Genomic DNA, 1,322 nt, shown 5'->3' with positions numbered 1-1,322 from the left:
GTGAGGGCTCGTCGCGCCCTCACACCCCCGCGGCCCGAAGAACTACGCGGCTTCCTTGGCCTTGCTGGCGTACATGTCCACGTACTCCTGCCCGGACAGCCGCATGACCTCGCTCATCACCGAGTCCGTCACGGCCCGCAGCACATAGCGGTCCCGGTCCATCCCCTCGTACCGGGAGAACTCCATCGCCTCGCCGAACCGCACGGTGACCTTCCCCGGCCGGGGGAGACCCGCCCCACCCGGCTGCAGCCGGTCCGTGCCGATCATCGCGAACGGCACCACCGGCGCCCCGGTCATCAGGGTGAGCCGGGCGATGCCGGTACGCCCCCGGTACAGCCGGCCGTCGGGTGACCGGGTGCCCTCCGGGTAGATCCCGAAGACCTGGCCCTCCTCCAGCACCCGGCGCCCGGTCATCAGCGCTGCGACTCCGCCCCGGCCGCCGTCGCGGTCGACCGGGATCATGCCGACGCCGGTGAAGAACCAGGCCATCAGCCGGCCCTTGAAGCCCTTCCCGGTCACGTACTCGTCCTTGCCGATGAAGAAGACCTGCCGGTCGCAGACCAGCGGGAGGATCATCGAGTCGATGAACGTCAGGTGGTTGCCGGCCAGGATGACCGGACCGTCGCCGGGAATGTGCTCCGCACCTTCCACCTGTGGGCGGAACATCAGGCGCATGACCGGACCGAGCACTGCCTTGATGAGCGCGAAGCGGGACAACGGACCCTCCGGTGTCAAGGAATCTGTATGAGTATGTGCAGGTGAGGACGATACTCGTGGCCCCGGGGATCGCGCACATCGGGCACGGCGACTTAACCAGGGCCTTACGCACTGTTGACGCGTGTTTACCTGCGGTGGCGTGTCGTCGACGGTGGGTAACCCTGCCGCCATGATGTGACGGACATCGCCTCGGATCGCACCGGACGCGTTCCCAGAACCGCCGCACCGAATCGAACGGGATACGACGAATCGTCAGTTCACCGTCCCCACCAGCCACTACGACATTCGGAGTCACCCGCGTGTTCCGCCCGGGGTCTCACACCCGTCATGTACGCGCCCGTACGATCGGCCCGCACTGACGAGTCGACGGCAGGGAGGGCGCTCAATGGGAACGCAGGGGTCGAACGAAGAAACGAGCGGGACCGGACGGCGGGCCCTGCTCGGCGCGGCGGTGCTCACCGCCGGCGGAGCGGTCCTCGGCATGACCGGCACGGCGCGGGCGGACGGCTCCCGGCACGGCGGCGGACACGGCGGCTTCAAGAGCCTGCCCAAGCCGACGATCGTCGGCCACCGCGGGGCCAGCGGCTACCGCCCGGAGCACACCC

1 protein-coding gene and 1 pseudogene are annotated in these 1,322 nt (G+C 68.9%); one reads left to right on the top strand and one right to left on the bottom strand.

From position 1 onward, the window contains the following. Positions 1 to 42 precede the first annotated feature (42 nt). The gene (locus ACWIF2_RS40725) at positions 43 to 717 is read right to left on the bottom strand and encodes a lysophospholipid acyltransferase family protein (protein ID WP_189726505.1); all 675 of its coding nucleotides are present in this window, start codon (positions 715 to 717) and stop codon (positions 43 to 45) included. 385 nt (positions 718 to 1,102) lie between these two features. On the opposite strand from ACWIF2_RS40725, the pseudogene ACWIF2_RS40720 reads away from it, so the two are divergent. Continuing rightward, a pseudogene (locus ACWIF2_RS40720) lies at positions 1,103 to 1,322 on the top strand (glycerophosphodiester phosphodiesterase); the annotation flags it as partial.

This window comes from Streptomyces sp. NPDC055506 (assembly GCF_053643595.1).
This window is presented reverse-complemented; position numbering and strand designations above follow the sequence as displayed.